General features: G+C 35.7%; 13 protein-coding genes and 1 pseudogene. 8 read left to right on the top strand and 6 right to left on the bottom strand.

Annotation, left to right across the window (positions count from 1 at the left end):
* The first annotated feature begins 316 nt into the window (after nt 1-316).
* On the top strand, nt 317-988 hold the full coding sequence (locus FFM65_RS07240; protein ID WP_119318277.1) for a hypothetical protein: 672 nt from the start codon (nt 317-319) through the stop codon (nt 986-988).
* Nucleotides 989-1,092: 104 nt separating this feature from the next.
* The gene (locus FFM65_RS07235; protein WP_119318278.1) at nt 1,093-2,088 is read left to right on the top strand and encodes a zinc-binding alcohol dehydrogenase family protein; all 996 of its coding nucleotides are present in this window, start codon (nt 1,093-1,095) and stop codon (nt 2,086-2,088) included.
* A gap of 49 nt (nt 2,089-2,137) precedes the next feature.
* On the opposite strand, the gene FFM65_RS07230 is transcribed toward FFM65_RS07235, so the two are convergent.
* The gene (locus FFM65_RS07230; protein ID WP_119318279.1) at nt 2,138-2,914 is read right to left on the bottom strand and encodes a Cof-type HAD-IIB family hydrolase; all 777 of its coding nucleotides are present in this window, start codon (nt 2,912-2,914) and stop codon (nt 2,138-2,140) included.
* 97 nt (nt 2,915-3,011) lie between these two features.
* Between FFM65_RS07230 and FFM65_RS07225 the strand changes: the two genes are divergently transcribed.
* Genes FFM65_RS07225 through FFM65_RS07215 form a run of 3 tightly spaced genes read left to right on the top strand, consistent with a single transcriptional unit; the run spans nt 3,012 to nt 5,929 of the window.
* The gene (locus tag FFM65_RS07225) at nt 3,012-3,761 is read left to right on the top strand and encodes a winged helix-turn-helix domain-containing protein (protein WP_010020345.1); all 750 of its coding nucleotides are present in this window, start codon (nt 3,012-3,014) and stop codon (nt 3,759-3,761) included.
* The gene (locus FFM65_RS07220; protein ID WP_119318280.1) at nt 3,761-5,257 is read left to right on the top strand and encodes an ATP-binding protein; all 1,497 of its coding nucleotides are present in this window, start codon (nt 3,761-3,763) and stop codon (nt 5,255-5,257) included. The genes FFM65_RS07225 and FFM65_RS07220 overlap by 1 nt, the downstream gene beginning before the upstream one ends.
* A 54-nt stretch (nt 5,258-5,311) precedes the next feature.
* Complete coding sequence (locus FFM65_RS07215; RefSeq protein WP_119318281.1) at nt 5,312-5,929, top strand: GyrI-like domain-containing protein; 618 nt, start codon at nt 5,312-5,314, stop codon at nt 5,927-5,929.
* A 64-nt stretch (nt 5,930-5,993) separates the two neighbouring features.
* On the opposite strand, the pseudogene FFM65_RS07210 reads toward FFM65_RS07215, so the two are convergent.
* Together FFM65_RS07210 and FFM65_RS07205 are read right to left on the bottom strand one after the other, a co-directional pair.
* A pseudogene (locus FFM65_RS07210) lies at nt 5,994-8,124 on the bottom strand (LTA synthase family protein).
* A gap of 80 nt (nt 8,125-8,204) precedes the next feature.
* Complete coding sequence (locus tag FFM65_RS07205) at nt 8,205-10,355, bottom strand: LTA synthase family protein (RefSeq protein ID WP_119318282.1); 2,151 nt, start codon at nt 10,353-10,355, stop codon at nt 8,205-8,207.
* Between the two features lie 112 nt (nt 10,356-10,467).
* Between FFM65_RS07205 and FFM65_RS07200 the strand changes: the two genes are divergently transcribed.
* Nucleotides 10,468-11,088, top strand: a complete 621-nt coding sequence (locus FFM65_RS07200; RefSeq protein ID WP_059075108.1) for a VanZ family protein — start codon at nt 10,468-10,470, stop codon at nt 11,086-11,088.
* A gap of 59 nt (nt 11,089-11,147) precedes the next feature.
* Nucleotides 11,148-12,488 carry a glucose-6-phosphate isomerase gene (locus tag FFM65_RS07195; protein ID WP_119318284.1) on the top strand — a complete coding sequence of 447 codons (1,341 nt, stop codon included), beginning with the start codon at nt 11,148-11,150 and terminating at the stop codon, nt 12,486-12,488.
* 31 nt (nt 12,489-12,519) lie between these two features.
* Here FFM65_RS07195 and FFM65_RS07190 read toward each other — a convergent pair whose 3' ends face one another.
* The 3 genes from FFM65_RS07190 to FFM65_RS07180 all read right to left on the bottom strand — a co-directional run bounded on the left by FFM65_RS07190 (nt 12,520) and on the right by FFM65_RS07180 (nt 16,565).
* On the bottom strand, nt 12,520-13,041 hold the full coding sequence (locus FFM65_RS07190) for a GNAT family N-acetyltransferase (protein ID WP_137610106.1): 522 nt from the start codon (nt 13,039-13,041) through the stop codon (nt 12,520-12,522).
* Entirely contained in the window at nt 13,025-14,422 is a 1,398-nt protein-coding gene (gene brnQ / locus FFM65_RS07185; protein ID WP_119318286.1) for a branched-chain amino acid transport system II carrier protein, read from the bottom strand. The genes FFM65_RS07190 and brnQ overlap by 17 nt, the downstream gene beginning before the upstream one ends.
* A 424-nt stretch (nt 14,423-14,846) precedes the next feature.
* Nucleotides 14,847-16,565 (bottom strand): DUF6792 domain-containing protein, encoded by a 1,719-nt coding sequence (locus FFM65_RS07180; RefSeq protein WP_119318287.1) that lies wholly within the window; start codon nt 16,563-16,565, stop codon nt 14,847-14,849.
* 147 nt (nt 16,566-16,712) lie between these two features.
* Between FFM65_RS07180 and FFM65_RS07175 the strand changes: the two genes are divergently transcribed.
* Nucleotides 16,713-16,934: a hypothetical protein gene (locus FFM65_RS07175; protein WP_057813547.1), complete on the top strand. Its 222-nt coding sequence runs from the start codon at nt 16,713-16,715 to the stop codon at nt 16,932-16,934.

The following is a 16,934-nucleotide window of genomic DNA, read 5'->3' as shown; positions in this document are numbered from 1 at the left end:
TAAAATTCCTCCATATCCTTCGATATTTCTAAATTAGCATAAAAAAAAATATTCAACAAATATTTGTTCTCGCAAACAAAAATATTTTTTTGAAATCTAGTAATCGGTCACAAAAATATTGATAAATAATTCACGATATGTTAAAATTCACCACTTTTGTCAAAATACTCTAAATAATATGAAAAAATATGAATCTCATTACAAAAAGATTACAGAAATTTAGTTCGCTGGAATTTTTTTATTGTGTCTGTAATATGTTTGTTACATTTATCTTGTATAGTGTCCTCTGGTAAACATAAAACCGGGGAGAGATTAGTTGCTAAAGCAAATTAAATTAGATGCACTACTTATTATCAGTTTGATCGTCACAGGGGGAATGGGATATACAGTCGCATATGCTGCCGATACATCAACTGAACAAGTAAGTAATACAACGGATTTTCATAAAACATTAACTAATTTGGAAACACATCAAACAGTTAATGATGATGCTAACACACTAAACAAAAAGGTATCATTACCAGGTAACAAGGAATTCATGCCAGGTATTAGTCACAGTGAAAAAGATCCAAATATGGCTGATGTAGAAACACTTCAACAAGAAGTTGAGGTTGATCATGCACCAGTTCAAGAATCACAACCAGAACAAATTGAACAATCACAACAAGCTATTACACAAGCTGCTGCCGAACCACCTGTAGAAATGCAATCAAGTGGTCGCAATGTTGGGACTTTCAAAATCAGTTTTTATGATCCAGCTGTTTTAGGGTCAGATATGGGTTATTCAGGAGTTGCTACGAACTTAAATGTTATTCCACGAGGATCACGTTTGAAGATTACTACAGCTCAAGGAGATGTCTATTATCGTACAGTTAACGATACTGGAACATTTGCCTATGACAATCCATACCAAATCGATATGGCAATGCCAAATAGTATGATTCCTTCATATGGAATTACTAGTGCAACTGTTGAGATTATTGGTTAAACAAATACATTCGAATAATTATAAATCCGTTTTCACCATTAATTTGGAGTTAACGGATTTTTTGTTTTACAATTAAGGAAAGCTATTAAAAAGAAGGGTAATAAATGAAAGCATTCGGCATTACTAATAATAAATTTGAAAGCTTTACAGAATTTGAAAAAACTAAAGAAAATCCTACTGGAAGAGACTTGTTAGTCAAAATTGAGGGTATTTCGATCAATCCGGTGGATATCGCTACTAGAAAGAAAATTGCTGACGAATTGTCGGATCCTAAGATTTTAGGTTATGACGGTTATGGCGTAGTCGATGCTGTCGGCAGTGAGGTTAAAAATTTCCAAGTTGGCGATAAAGTTTTCTTCGCCGGTGATTATACTCGTGATGGTTCTTATCAAGAATATGAATTGATTGATGAACGAATCGTAGCTCATGCACCAAAGAAAACATCAGTTGAAAAAAGTGTCGCTATGCCATTAGTAACTTTGACGGCTAGTGAATTGCTATTTGAAAAATTACAGATCAATCCTGCACAAGATAATCGGGCTAAAACTGTTTTGATTATCAATGGTGCTGGTGGTGTCGGTTCGATTGCCATTCAATTGGCACATATAGCCGGTTTGAGAGTAATTGCTACTGCTTCGACACCAGAAAAGGTAAACTGGGTCAAAGACTTAGGAGCTGATCTGGTAGTCAACCATCACCACGACTTGATCAAGCAAGTTCATGATTTAGGAATTAAGAATGTTGACTATATTTTAGGTTTGAGTGATAACGACCCACACTGGTCTGAAATTGTTGAATTGATTAAACCATTTGGAACTTTCGCCACAATTACTAATTTACGTGAATCACAAATTGCTGATTTAAAACAAAAGTCGGTTAATTTTGCATGGGAATGGATGTTTACTAAAGCTAAATTCAAGTTGGATTCAATGTCCACACAAGGCGATTATCTAGAAAAATTAGCTCAAGGTCTAGATAGTGGCATGATTACTTCAACAGTAACGAAAGTCTTCCATGGCTTTAATCTGGAAAATATTAAAAAAGCTACACAATTGGTAGAAGCCGGTCACATGATGGGCAAGGTAGTTATTAAAGCTTAATTTAAGTTAAAAAGAGGATGATACTTTAGTAAGTGTCATCCTCTTTAGTTTAGATTAAATTGTAATGTTTTAAGCCGTTAACAATACCACCGTTAACGTTTTCAGTGGTAATATAAGTAGCAGCGTCCTTGACCGAATCTATACCATTACCCATGGCAATCCCATAATCAGCATATTTGATCATAGGTAAGTCGTTAGTTCCATCGCCAAATGCATAAACCGGTTTGTCTTCTAGTTCTAGGCCTTTAATAAGATGTTTGATACCGCTCATCTTAGAAACGTCTTTTTCAACCGTATCGATTGAATAAGGACCAGTTTTATAGAATTTTAATTCAGGGAATTTTTCTTGATAACGTTTCGAATCACCATCAGATACTACGACAACCATAGGAACGTCGCCTCTTTGATAAAAGAGTGGGTCGATTGAAGGTAAATCGATGTCAACAGCATGATAAAATTCTTCAACGAAAGGACTAGCTTCATTGAGAAATGATTCAGTCGGAGAGTGCATGCTGACACTGTCACCGAATGCTTTTGCTTGCTCGATAACTTGTTTTATTAATTCAGGTTTAATATTATTTTGATAAATAACTTTATCCTGTGATTGGACAAATGCGCCATTTAAAGTAATATAAGTATCAATACCAGTCGTACTAGTGGCAGCCGAAATTTCGATAGGAGAACGTCCAGTACTGATAACTGGTAAGTAGCCATTCTCTTTTAATTGGTGGACCGCTGTTGCTACAGAGTCATCCACTCGAGATTGGGCGTTTAGAAGAGTTCCGTCCAAATCAAAGAAGACGGTACCACGATAATTATTTTGCAAAAAATCACCAACTTAATTTTATTTTGTATACTAGTAATATGGTAACAATTTTTATTGTAATGATATAGTCAAATCTCACATATGGAGTGATATGTTTATGAAAATATTAATGATTGAGGATAACAAGTCCGTTTCTGAAATGATGGGCATGTTCTTCCAAAAGGAAAAATGGGAAGCAAGTTTTGCCTATGATGGCAATGAAGCGGTTGATATGTTTAATGAAGACCCAGATAAATGGGATATGATCACCTTAGACTTGAACTTACCTGGAAAAGACGGGATGGAAGTTGCCAAAGAAATTAGAAAAGTCTCTAAAACTGTTCCAATTATTATGTTAACAGCTCGTGATACCGAAAGTGACCAAGTGCTCGGTTTGGAATTTGGTGCCGATGATTATGTCACCAAGCCATTCAGTCCAATTACTTTGATTGCCAGAATGAAAGCTATTCACCGTCGTGATGAAAATATGGCTGAAAAATTGGCTGAATCAACTCCCGTTAACGCTGAAGTAGAAGAAGCTGACGACGGTTTTGACATCAATACTGGTTTCTTCAAATTAAACTCAAATACTCGTGAAGCTTATTTGAATGGCAAAGAGATTCCTGATTTAACACCGAAGGAATTTGACTTGTTGAAGACTTTAGCAAGTAAGCCTAAACAAGTTTTCTCACGTGAACAATTGCTAGAACAAGTTTGGGATTACGATTATTTCGGTGAAGAAAGAACCGTTGATGCCCACATTAAGAAATTGCGTCAAAAGATTGAAAAAGTTGGACCTCAAGTTATCGAAACAGTTTGGGGTGTTGGCTACAAATTCGATGATACAGGAGCAAAGAATAAGGCATAATGAAATTAATCTATCAAAATATGCTGAGTTTTTTGATCGTTATTTTGACGACTCTTGGGATTATTTTGTATTCCGTCACTAGTGCGGCCACTAATTGGGAATACAATCGAACTTACAAGAGTCTGGAAAGTTATGCTGGTAATCTGGAAAAGATAGCTTTGAAAACTGATCCTAAAACTGGGCAGATTCATAATATTACTGGCGACAATATTAGAACGGTTGAGCAAGTCTTATCAGAGAGAAATGTTCAATTCGCTATTTTTGATTATAACAATGATCAAGTCTATCCAACGCCGCCAACAAATGTAAAATTGCACTTGAAACAATCATACTGGAAAAAACTCAAACAAGGTAAGACGATCCGTAATATCCAAAAGTCACAGAATGCTGAGGGTAATCCAAGGTTGCGAAAAGACGACAATCGCAGTTATGTTTATGTCTTAACGCCGTGGTTCCAAAATGGTAAATTGATAGCAGCAGTTTGGGCTGGATCAGATGTTTCTGAGTTGCAGACTAATATTGGTGAAATTAACAGTCGACTTTATTTTGCCCTATTGATTTCTCTTTTGGCTGCGATACTTTTGAGCTTCATATTATCTAGGTATCAAGTCGACCGAATCAACCGTCTACGTGGTGCAACGAAGAAAGTTGCTAACAATGATTTCTCAGTGCACATTGAAAGTAAGGGTCGCGATGAATTGGACGATTTGGCGGATGATTTCAACCAAATGGTTAAGTCACTAGAAGCCTCTGATACTGAAATTAAGCGTCAGGAACAACGTCGTAAGGAATTCATGGCTGATGCTTCCCATGAAATGAGAACGCCGCTAACGACTATTAATGGACTTTTGGAGGGATTAGCTTATGATGCTATTCCTGAAGAGTCTAAAGGTCAAAGTATTCAATTGATGCGTAATGAGACTAAGCGTTTGATTCGATTAGTCAATGAAAATTTGGATTATGAAAAAATTAGAACTAACCAAATCACTATGGCTAAACGAGTTTTCGATGCTAATAAGCCATTGCATGATATAACTTCACAATTGGATAAAAAGGCTAAGACCGCTGGCGATGAATTGATTTTGAAACCTTATGAGGGTGAACTGAAGACTTATGCTGATTACGATCGTTTTGTACAAGTTATTTTTAACATCATGCAAAATGCCATTCAATTTACTAATAACGGCAAGATTTTTATTAGTGGTAGTCGTAATGAAGAACGCCACGCTTCAGTCTTCATAATTTCTGATACTGGTATCGGGATGTCAGAAGATCAAGTTAAGAATATTTGGGACCGTTATTATAAGGCTGATCCATCTCGTAAGAATCGTAAGTATGGTGAGTCAGGACTTGGACTTTCAATCGTCCATCAATTGGTAGAAAATCATGGTGGTGAAATTGAGGTCAAAAGTAAACTCAATGAAGGAACAACCTTTACTGTGACCTTATTTGATGAAGGTTTTGAACATAAGAAAGATGAACAGAAACAAGACTAGTAAAGTACACCATTTTGGTGTACTTTTTTGATATATACTACGGAGGATTAACTAATGAAATATGAATGGCGTAAGCTCGAACGTGATTTTTATTCTACTAAGAAAAAACCAGTGATATTAAATATTCCAAAGCAAAAATTTATTTCACTATCTGGGATCGGTAATCCTAACGGTTCTGAATTTTCTCAAAAGATTCAAGTGTTATATCCAGCTGCGTATGGAATTAAAGGTGCGTATAAAAAAGTAGCAAACTCTCAAGAATATGACGACTATGTGGTATTTCCATTGGAAGGAGTTTGGTCATTAACGAAAAAAGGTCAACAATTAGATTATTTAGATAAAAATGAATTCAGTTATGACATTATGATTAGAATTCCAGATTTTGTTTCTGATGATTTAGTCAAATCAGCCTTGCAAGCAGTCAAAGAAAAGAAATCTTTGCCCGAAATAGATAATCTTGAAATCAAAGAGTATCCGGCTATGGAAGTAGCTCAAATACTGCATGTTGGTAGTTATGATGATGAACCTGCTAGCTTTGAGAAAATTGACGATTTGGTTGCTAGTGAAAACAAACAGCGTATATCTAAAGTTCATCGTGAAATTTATTTGTCAGATGCCCGTCGAGTTGCACCCGATAAATTAAAAACTATCTTAAGATATCAGATTAAATAAAAATGTCTTCTTATTAAGAAAACTCCAATAAGCCCTAAATTCTTAGGTATTTATTGGAGTTTTTTTATTTTTGATTTAAATAGTCCCAACTGTCGATTGGCGTACGGTCATTTTGTAGTTGTACTGCATCAGTCGTGTAAAGATCAGTTGTTGATTTATTGCCATTCTTTGAATAAAGACTAGTTGATTTATCTCCGAGTTTGTTACGGAGTTCTTCCATTTGTTGTACTTGATTCAAATAAGAATAATTATTCGGGTCGGTGGGAGTGAATCCCTTTGGCGTATAGAAGCGAAGCAAGTTTTTGTTATTGATATTGTCAGAGGTCTTGAGTTTAGTATCAACATCTTCTTCCCATTTAGCAACTTTAGTGACTAATTCAGGGTTATTGCGCATATCGACTTCTTCACCAGTTTCATTCGTGTAAACGGTAGTCGAGGTTCCATTTCTGATGACAGTGTATTTTGGCGTTACGAAGCTTTTCTTTCTGAAGGCAACGATTGAATTATGTTGCTTGGAAAGTAGATAACTGTACGTACGATTTAGTATTGACCCCGGCTAGATGTAAGATTGTTGGCAGAACATCGATCTCGCCACCATAAGTATGATTAATTCCACCCTTTAGTCCGTCCATATGAATCATAAAAGGAACGCGCTGCATTTGAGCGTTGTCAAATTTTGTCCAAGTCTCCGGAGTTTTACCGATCATTGTTGAAAGAGCTTGGTGTTGTTCGTCATTTAAGCCGTAATGATCACCGTAAAGTACAACCATAGTATTTTTTTCTAAGCCAGAAGCTTTTAAGTAATTGAAAAATTCTTCGACGGATTTATCGAGATAATGGGCAGTTTTGAAGTAGTCATTTACAGTAGAATTTTCGTTGTCAGAAGTTTGGAAACCGGCGTTGTCTTCATCAGAAAATTGATAGCCGACGTGATTAGTGATAGTTAAGAATTTGGTGTAGAAGGGTTGTTGCATTTGTTCTAGATATTTGACTCCTTCAGAAAAGAGCAACTTGTCCTTAACACCATAACCATTTAGCGACAAGCTATCAGAATCTTTGGTGTCGTAGTAACTTTTGTCGAAGAAATAATTGTAACCCATGTTTTTGTAGGTAATGTTTCGTCCCCAAAAACTTCCAATATTACCGTGGAAAACAGCACTCGTATAACCTTTTTGTTGGGCTAAAATTGCTGGGGCAGATTGGAAAGTGTTGTCGCCACCAAGTTTTTGGAAAAATGAACCTTCAGGTAATCCGAATAAACCTGATTCGAGCATTGTTTCCGCATCACTTGTCCGACCATTACCAACTTCATTGAAAAAGTTATCAAACGAAAGGGTATTTTGGTCATTGTAAAGACTATTTAGAAATGGCGTAACTTCTTGTCCGTTAACTTTCATACCGATTAAAAATTGTTCGAAACTTTCTAGGTGGATGATGATGATATTTTTGCCATTAGCTTTACCAAAATACTTGGGATTTGGTTTGGCATAATTATTGTTAACATAATCTAAGACGTCATCGACTTCAGCTTCAGTAGCATTAGAGCGTACTTGATTGTTTTGGACTGAGCGAACTGAATCATAGCCTAAGAATGAATTGATACCGAGATATTGGACAATATAAGAGTGGTCAAAAGTTCTTCCTAATAATTGTGGTCGATTAGCTTCAGAACCTGCTAAATCGGCAGAGAATAGTGCAATTCCAAGCATACTAGTGGCTAGAGCGTTGAGTTTTCTAAATGGTCGTTGGTCGATTTTTACAAAATGAGTTGCGAATAATAAAATTATCACTGCAAAGTCTATTAAGTAGATTAAATCTCTCGGCTGCATCGAGCTTAGAGTACTAGCGCCTAATCCCTTAGCAACTTTAGTGACACCAAGCATTGTACTGACCGAGATAAAGTCGGCCATTTCGCGATAATAGAGTAAATTAGCGTAAATAAAAATAGAGTCGGCTAGATAAATAAATCCCATTACTAAATATGAAATTTTTGGTTTGTTGATGTAAAGAGCTAATCCTAATAAAAAAACCAGTGTTGCCAAAGGGTTAACTATCATGAAAAAGTATTGCCATAAGTTATTGATAGTTAAACCAAAGTCTAAAAAATAAGTAACCACTGTTTTTAACCATAGACAAACAACTAAGAAACTCATGAATCCCAGTCGCGTGTTCAATATGGATTTTATTTTTTGCATAATATCCCTCATAACTAAATTAATTCAATGATTAAATAATACGTTATTTCGGAAAAGAAAAAAAGCCAGCTTCCGCTGACTTACTTAGTAGAATCATTTTTTCCTTTGAGAACACTGGACCAGCTATCAATTACAGATCGATCACCGTTTAGTTCAGGTGCATCGGTTGAGTAAAGGTTAGTAGTTGATTTGTTGCCATTTTGTGAATAAACGCTGGTAGATTTCAATCCAAGATCATTTCTAGTAGCGACTAGTTTTTGAATCTCATTTTGATAATTGTATTCTTTACTATCGACTGGAGTAAAACCGTTTGGTGTGTAGAATCGCAAAAGATTCTTGTTGTTGATCGTATCGGATAGTTTCAATTTATCATTAACGTATTGTTGCCATTTAGCTACTTTTTCCTTTAATTTAGGATTTTGACTTAAATCAACTAATTCACCAGTTTTGTTTTTATAAACTTCAGGATTGCCATCACTATTCTTTAGGACAGTGTAGTGTGGTGTAACAAAATTCTTATTCCTGAAGATAACGATTTGATTGTGTTGTTTCGATAATAGATCAGTTCCTAATTGAATGTACTGTTTAGTATTGATCCCAGCTAAATGCAAAATAGTTGGCAAGACATCGATTTCGCTACCATAAGAGTGATTGACGCCGCCTTTAAGACCTTTCATATGAATCATAAAAGGAACCTTTTGCATTTGTGAATCATTGAAGTCAGACCAATCATTCGTATCGACACCCAATAATGGAGCTAGGTCGGGATTTTGACTGTTGGAAAGGCCGTAATGATCACCGTAAAGAACAATCATGGAATTATCATAAATTCCGCTAGATTTTAGATAATTGAAGAATTCTTGTAGAGCATTGTCCAAGTAGTGCGCAGTCAAAAAGTAATTATTAACGGCACTGTTGCTTGTATTAGGTGCTTGGAAACCATCATTATCTTCATCGGGCAATTCAAATGGATAGTGGTTAGTAACGGTAATAAATTTAGTGTAGAAAGGTTGTTGCAACTGTTCAAGATACTTAACACTTTCTGAAAGCATCAATTTATCTTTCATTCCATATTCCAGACTAGAATCAGCTGTTTTGTTAAAGTAATTTGAATCAAAGAAATAGTCGTAGCCCATGTTTTTATAGACATTATCACGATTCCAAAAACTTCCAATATTTCCATGGAAAACGGCACTAGTATAGCCTTCTTTTTGTCCAAGAATAGCTGGTGCAGCCTGGAAAGTGTTGTCACTACCGAGTTTTGAGAAGAGAGAACCCTCTGGCAATCCGAAGAGTCCCGTCTCTAACATGTTCTCAGCATCACTAGTTTTCCCTTGACCAACCTCATGATAAAAATTATCAAAGGACATCGTGTTTTTATCACTGTAAAGACTATTCAAAAACGGTGTAACTTCTTGGCCATTAACCTTGTAATTAATGAGAAATTGTTGAAAACTTTCCAAGTGGATTACAATGATATTTTTACCTTTAGCTTTGCCAAAGTATGCTGGATTTGGTTTGGCATAATTTTTCTTGACCTCAGTTAAAACATCATCCATATCGGTTCCGACGGCTTCCGAACGTACTTGATTATTTTGAACTGTTTTAATTGAATCATAGGCTAGAAAGCTATTTAAGCCTAAATATTTAACGATGTAGGCACGATCAAAAGTTCGACCTAATAATTGTGGACGATTACTTTCAGCAATAGTTAAATTTAACGAGAAAAGAAAAATACCTAGAAAAGTTGTTGCAATTGCAGTTAATTTTTTCATAGGTTGGGGATCAATTTTGATATAATGGGTAAGTAACAAAATTGCTAAAATAATGAAATCCAATCCATAAATAAAATCATGGATTTGAACTAGGTTAGCAGCACTGCCCCCGAGACCTTTGGAGACTTTAGTAGCTCCAGCAATAGTATTAAAAGATAGAAAATCACTAAATTCTCGGTAATAAAGAATGTTACCGTATAAAAGAGCGGATTCTAGAAGATAAATGAAGCCCATAACGATATAGGAAATTTTGGAGCGATTGATGTATAACGCTATGCTCAAAAGTATAACGGCTGTTGCAATAGGATTAATTATTAAAATGAAATGTTGTAACGGGTCCGAAACGCCTAGTGAAAAATCACAGTAATAGGCAATAATAGTTTTGATCCATAGTAAAGCAACTAATAGGGCCATAAAGCCTAGTCGCTTGTTCAAGATATTTTTTAATTTATTCATTAGAAATTCCTTGTTTTTAAAAATTCTTAAATAAATCTATTTAAAGACTAAATAAATCACTTAATTGTTAGTATAATACGTTATAGGTAAAAAGTGGGAAAGAATGAGCAAAATGATATTTTTAGGACCATTGTATAGTTACATATATGCGCGTTTTGCAACAAAATTTAATCATTTTCCATTGATTCGGCTTTCTTTTTACGCTGTTGATAAAGCAATATTATATACTTTAATTTTTATAATTTTAAGGTATATCTGGGTTAAAATAAAGAAAAGAAATACTACCTTTTGGTATGAGTTTTGGCTCAGCGTGTTCGTTTTTTATGTTTTCCTACTTTTTGCTTTGACAGTTTTTCGAGATGGCTATTTCATATGGCAGTTCAAATTTTTCTGGCACCGTCCCTTATCTGATATAAATACCATTCCACTGATAGAAACGATGAAGTTAGCAGATGCTAAGTCATTGGTCGACTTTTTTTATAATTTGTATGGTAATATTGTGTGGTTCGTACCGATGGGATTTTTCATTCCCGCATTAAGTAAGCGCCACCTCAACTTTCTGCAAGTTGTCTTAATGGGTGCGATGATTTCAGTGTCAATTGAAGCTTTACAATTTGTTTTAAACACCGGCGTTACTGATATTGATGATGTTATCTTCAATACTCTAGGTGCTGTGGTAGGGTATTTATTATATTTTTTGGGAAAATGGATAAAAAAGCTAATAAAAATTTGAAATTTTCTTCGAAAATGATTAATCTTAGATTTGACGATATATATGGAGGAGAGAGATAAATGACTCAAATTAAATTTGATGATTCAAAATTGAGCAAGTTCGTTCATGAGAACGAAGTTGGCGAAATGCAAGCATTAGTTAATGCTGCTGATGAAGAACTACGTAAGGGTACCGGTGCCGGTGCTGACTTCCGTGGTTTCATCGATTTGCCTGTTGACTATGACAAAGATGAATTTGCCCGTATTAAGAAAGCTGCTAAGAAGATCCAATCAGACTCAGAAGTCTTCATTGGTATCGGTATTGGTGGTTCATACTTAGGTGCCCGTGCTGCAATCGACTTCCTAAGTTCATCATTCTACAATGTTAAGAATGAAAAAGATGTTCCAGAAGTTTACTTCTGTGGTAACTCAATTTCTCCAAATTACTTAGCTGATTTACTTGATGTTATCGGCGACCGTGATTTCAGTGTTAACATCATTTCTAAATCTGGTACAACAACAGAACCTTCAATCGCTTTCAGAATTTTGAAAGCTAAGTTGATTGAAAAGTATGGTGTTGAAGGTGCTAAGGAACGTATCTACGCTACAACAGATCGTGCTAAGGGTGCTTTGAAGACAGAATCAGATGCTGAAGGCTACGAAGAATTCGTTGTTCCTGACGATATCGGTGGTCGTTTCTCAGTTCTTACAGCTGTTGGTCTATTGCCAATCGCCGTTGCTGGTATCGACATCGACAAGTTGATGGAAGGTGCTGCACAAGCTCGTACAGACTACTCATCAGCTGATCTTACAAAGAACGATGCTTACAAGTATGCTGCTTTGAGAAACATCTTGTACCGTAAAGGTTACACAACAGAATTGCTAGAAAACTACGAACCAAACGTTCAATACTTTGGTGAATGGTGGAAGCAATTGATGGGTGAATCTGAAGGTAAAGATCAAAAAGGTATCTACCCATCATCAGCTAACTTCTCAACTGACTTGCACTCATTAGGTCAATACATTCAAGAAGGTCGTCGTAACTTGATGGAAACTGTTGTTTTGATCGACACACCAAGACATGACGTTAAGATCCCTGCTGAAAAAGATAACCTTGATGGTTTGAAGTACTTGGAAAACAAGTCAATGGACTTCGTTAACAAGAAGGCTTACGAAGGTGTTGTTCTAGCTCACACTGACGGCGGCGTTCCAGTTATGACAGTTCACATTGAAAAACAAGATGCTTATAACCTAGGTTACTTAATGTACTTCTTCGAAATTGCTGTTGGTATTTCTGGTTACTTGAACGGTATCAACCCATTCAACCAACCAGGTGTTGAAGCATATAAGAAGAACATGTTTGGTCTACTTGGCCGTCCTGGTTACGAAGAACTTGGCGAAGAATTAAATAAGAGACTATAATTCATAATTAATTGCAAATGAAAAAGCATCCTCAATCGAGGGTGCTTTTTTTGTCGTTCATTGTAAAGACAATTTCGTGAACGAGACCATATTCTGTTTGATCAGCAATTTGATCTAATGTTTCTTCAAAGCCAAACATTTCAAAAAATGCTTGAGCAATTAAGTTTTTCTTCAAGACAATCAAATAGAAGTTATTAAACTTTTTAGTTAAGTTTTCTAAGGCAGCGGCGAATAATTTTTGACCGATACCTTGATGTTGATATTCTGGCAGGACGTAAAGCGTATAGATTTCCCCAAATCCTTGATATTTCTTACGTCTAGCAGGACCAAATGAACAAACCCCGACTACTTTTTCGCCGTCTAAGGCTACTAAAGTATTGTTCCATCTCGTCTCTGGATGCCAAATATCAATTTTTAAATTATCTAACAAGGCTTGTGGAACGATCCCAACATAAGCATATTGCCAGGTTTTATAATACAGTTCACGAATTGTTTGAAAATTGAAATCTTTAGTAGTGGATGCAACTTCAATCATCTTAGTTTCTACTTTCAACTGAATTTGTTGCACTAGCAAAGACGCCTAATTTACCAAAGACTAGTCCTAGAACAAATCCAGCTAGAGTCAATGTAACCCAGCCTAAACCTAAACTAGCGAATGGAACGTATTGATGATAGAAGTTTAATGCAGCTTTGACGAAAGTTAAATTTGTGACAGCCTCTGGTGAAGCATTTAACATATCAAAGACGGCAGGTAAAACAGTAAAGGCGATGGTCATCTTGTAAACGACCCCAGCGTATGGTTTTGAGTGAACTGTCAAAGAAACGAGGATCAAAGCTAATGATAGTGGGTAAAGTAACATTAACACTGGTAGTGACCAAGCGATGATGTTATCTAGTCCAGCGTTAGCAACAATAAATGACATCACCGTTGTGACACGTAACCAAGCTAAGTAGCTTACTTTAGGGAATAATTTGTGGAAATCTTGTGAGAATGATGCCACAAGTCCCATAGCGGTAGTGAAAACACCTAAGGTAACTAGAACACCTAAGAAGGCGGCTCCAAAATTACCGAAGTAGTAATTAACGATTTGTGAAAGAGCAGTACCACCATTGTCAGAAAGGTTTAATCTACTCAAACTAAATGAACCTAAGAGAACTAATCCAAAGTAAACTAAAACTTCTAAGGCGATACTCAAAGAACCAGCTTTAGCAGTTAAACCAGTTAGTTCTCTATCTTTGTAGCCAAGACCTTTAACGGCATGAACGAAAGTAACACTCAAAGCTAGAAGGGCAACGGCATCGATCGTGTTGTAACCTTCAAGTAAACCACTGACAGTAGCGCTAGTTTGATAAGCTTGGGTTGGCATATGATTCAAGCCACCCATAGGGTTCAAGAAAGCAACTACAAAGATAACAGCTAATAATACCAAGAAGATAGTATTCAAATATTTTCCAACGTATTTCAATAATCTGTTTTGATGAACAGTTAAAACATAGGCTAAACCAAAAAATAAAGCGGTGAAAACTAACATCCCGACGGTGTCAAATTTTGCTGGTAAGAATGGTTTAAGTCCCATTTCAAAAGCGGTAGCGGCAGTACGTGGAGTACCGAAGAAAGGTCCGATGGTCAAATGAACCAAAACTAAAAACATTGCAGCATAAAATTTGCCAACTGGACGGGCCAAATCATATAAGCCGTCACTCTTAGTAACGACAACAGCCAAAATTGCTAGTAACGGAAAGAGTGAACCAGAAATTGCAAAGCCAAATGCGGCTGACAGCCAATTGTTACCGGCTAATTGTCCTAGGTGAACTGGAAAAATCAAGTTCCCAGAACCAAAGAACATCCCAAAAATTAATGATGATACTACTAGTAGGTGTAGAACCTTTCTCTTACTGCTTTTTTCTCCTGATAAATCGTAATCGTCTTTCATAAAACTTCCTCCTAAAAATGTTGTTTCTAATCTGTGATGGGCTCTTAATGCCACTAATATCAGAATCCATTTTTAACCACCCCTTTTGAAATTTTAAAAACGTTAGGAACAAAAAGAGCCCTCTTCCAGCTAAGGAAAAGGGCTCAAATAGAACGGTACCACCTTTTATGGGTATTACAAAAATACTCACTCATTTAACGGACAAATAATCCGCTAGCCTGATAATGGTGGCAGCCACGGTAACCTACATATCGGCACCGAACTCAGAAATGATTTTCAAAATTCTCATGACGGTCATTTTTCACTCAACATGACTCACTAAGCGTTTTTGAGATTTCTACTTTTTTCTTCAACGTTTTGTTGGTTCGTATTATAGGCACATAGAATTAAAATTTCAAGGTTTATTTTAATAAAGTTATAATTTTTATAATTTTGTAGGCTTGCGATTGAGGAAATGTTTTGCACCATCTATAACGTGGAAATAGGTTGCCAAGCCTAACATATCAGTATTTATACTCTTCAAAAAAGGCCACTCGCGTAACGAACCACGAAGAACAGAATTATTTTCTTCAATGAAAGTTTGACTGATTTTTTGTGGACGATCTTTAAAGACGCCAGACTGGTACAAATAATTAGCATAGTCAAAAAAGTATTTAGCAGTTTTAGGGTCATTGATCGTATTATGTAATATTCGTGTTCGATGTCTAATAAAACTCATACTATTTTTGACGACCTGAGCACTATTATTAGAAATCGTTAGGTAAGCGAATAATTGTTCAAAGAATCTTTGATAGGCGTGAATTTCACCACTGCTCAAAAAGGCTCGGGGATGATTTTTAAAAGGATATTTCCAATTACTTAAGTTATATTCCCATTTTTGTCCGATCCAAATAGTAAAAGGCAATTCGTAGAAAACTTGGGTCATATCCTGTTCAAAACTTTGGTTGATAATTTCCGAATAATCACTTGGTAATAGACGATTGATTTGATTTTTTAAGTCAGTCGTAATGTACTTCACATTTTCCGTATCATTAGTTAAATCAAATAATTTTTCCCAGATTTCTGGAGTAAATAATTCAGGCTTTAAATGTTGGATCAATTTTAAATTAACTGGAGCAGAGTTCAGTGTAAAACCGGCATCAAAAGGATTGTCCATTAGTTGCAAAGTTTGGACAAAATGACCACCTAAAGAATGTCCTAAGCCATAGATCAAAGTGTCAGAAAGACTGTGTAATTTAACGTATTGTACGAATTGCCGAGCCATTTTCAGTTGGCTGAGATTTTTATCGCTACCAATCAAAATAGCGTTGACGTTGTAATCCCAATCTTTATAAGTTTCTAAGATTGAGGCTTCAAAACGTTTACTGCGAGATTTGATAGTATTGTCATCGCCACCTTCGGTACCACGAAAGGCAATGTACAGTTCTTTGACACCATCGATAGCAATTTGAAAAGCCGTGGCAGAAAATCCACATTCAGCAGCTTCAGGCAAAACTTTGCGAGCTTCAAAAGATTTAACGTAATCTGGCATCCGATGGACACGATTGTAAATCAATAGTCGTAAGTAATTTTCCGGTTCAAATTCTTCATACAAATAACGATCATAGTCGTATTGTAAAAGCTTGGTCCGAAAATCACTATCTTGAAGTAATTCACCAGCTTGATAACGTTGATCTCTTAGCTCTAAAGGCAAGGCATGATGAATCAGCAAAATGATATAAATTTGATTGAGATATCCACGGCAAAGATTCAAATTTTCGTTTTCAATCATTGTAATCAACTGTTTTAATTTGTTGATTTTACGATTTCTAGAAGGTAGTTTGAAACGTTGCTTGCTAGGAGCTTGATTGATGTTTTGCAGTTTTAAGACTTTATCGATCATCTGGGGATGGATAGTTTTATTTCTGATAAAAATTGGTAAACGTAAGTCAACAACTTGGTTCAATAATACATTCGTTAAACGAGATTTTTCCTTATTTAGATACGAATAACTGAAATAAAGACGTTTGTTTTGGGGTAGTAACTTCTTACTATCTTCCTTGTTGAAAGTCAAAGGAAGATTCTTGTGAGCTCGAAAATTGAGTAAATCGAGTTGGTCATAAACATGATTTAATCTGTTTAAAGTACTTAGTAAGGCCCTCATTAAATCACCTCTTAATAGTTTTAGTTTAACAAAATGTTGATAAATTAGGAATCAAGAATCATTTTAAAAATATGTCACATTTGTGATACTTCACATTTGTGTTATATCACAAATGTGCTATACTATAAGTGTGGAGGTTGGAGAAAGATGAGAATAGATATCAAATCATACTTAGAAGACAACGGATTAACAATTTATGTAATAGCAAAAAAGAGCGGGTATGGTTATACGACGCTTCATAAATCTTTCAACAAAAAACAATCTTCCGCCACATCTATCAATTTGCGCGATATAGAGGCAATTGCCAAGGCGCAGGATACAGCAATGTGGAAAGTTCTGCGTGAATTGGAATTGCATTACTTGAAGTGA

Source organism: Companilactobacillus formosensis, from assembly GCF_005405305.1.
Lineage (GTDB): Bacteria > Bacillota > Bacilli > Lactobacillales > Lactobacillaceae > Companilactobacillus > Companilactobacillus formosensis.
The sequence above is the reverse complement of the archived record's forward strand: the minus strand, read 5'-3'. Positions and strand labels throughout refer to the sequence as shown.

Coding starts and splice junctions, on each gene's coding strand:
- FFM65_RS07200 (WP_059075108.1), top strand. CDS start 10,468: ATGATATTTTTAGGACCATTGTATAGTTACATATATGCGCGTTTTGCA.
- FFM65_RS07225 (WP_010020345.1), top strand. CDS start 3,012: ATGAAAATATTAATGATTGAGGATAACAAGTCCGTTTCTGAAATGATG.
- FFM65_RS07220 (WP_119318280.1), top strand. CDS start 3,761: ATGAAATTAATCTATCAAAATATGCTGAGTTTTTTGATCGTTATTTTG.
- FFM65_RS07215 (WP_119318281.1), top strand. CDS start 5,312: ATGAAATATGAATGGCGTAAGCTCGAACGTGATTTTTATTCTACTAAG.
- FFM65_RS07205 (WP_119318282.1), bottom strand. CDS start 10,355: ATGAATAAATTAAAAAATATCTTGAACAAGCGACTAGGCTTTATGGCC.
- brnQ (WP_119318286.1), bottom strand. CDS start 14,422: ATGAAAGACGATTACGATTTATCAGGAGAAAAAAGCAGTAAGAGAAAG.
- FFM65_RS07235 (WP_119318278.1), top strand. CDS start 1,093: ATGAAAGCATTCGGCATTACTAATAATAAATTTGAAAGCTTTACAGAA.
- FFM65_RS07195 (WP_119318284.1), top strand. CDS start 11,148: ATGACTCAAATTAAATTTGATGATTCAAAATTGAGCAAGTTCGTTCAT.
- FFM65_RS07175 (WP_057813547.1), top strand. CDS start 16,713: ATGAGAATAGATATCAAATCATACTTAGAAGACAACGGATTAACAATT.
- FFM65_RS07180 (WP_119318287.1), bottom strand. CDS start 16,565: ATGAGGGCCTTACTAAGTACTTTAAACAGATTAAATCATGTTTATGAC.